This is a genomic window from Rugamonas brunnea, from assembly GCF_014042345.1.
GTDB lineage: Bacteria > Pseudomonadota > Gammaproteobacteria > Burkholderiales > Burkholderiaceae_D > Rugamonas > Rugamonas brunnea.
Window position 1 is genome coordinate 1 of the sequence record NZ_JACEZT010000071.1, and the last position, 255, is coordinate 255.

Here is a 255-nt window from a genome sequence, read left to right on the forward strand (position 1 = left end):
CGTAGCAACTAATGACAAGGGTTGCGCTCGTTGCGGGACTTAACCCAACATCTCACGACACGAGCTGACGACAGCCATGCAGCACCTGTGTGCAGGTTCTCTTTCGAGCACTCCCCAATCTCTCAGGAATTCCTGCCATGTCAAGGGTAGGTAAGGTTTTTCGCGTTGCATCGAATTAATCCACATCATCCACCGCTTGTGCGGGTCCCCGTCAATTCCTTTGAGTTTTAATCTTGCGACCGTACTCCCCAGGCG

1 rRNA gene is annotated in these 255 nt (G+C 52.5%); it reads right to left on the bottom strand.

Annotation, left to right across the window (positions count from 1 at the left end):
- Positions 1–255, bottom strand: a 16S ribosomal RNA gene (locus H3H37_RS26355); the annotation flags it as partial.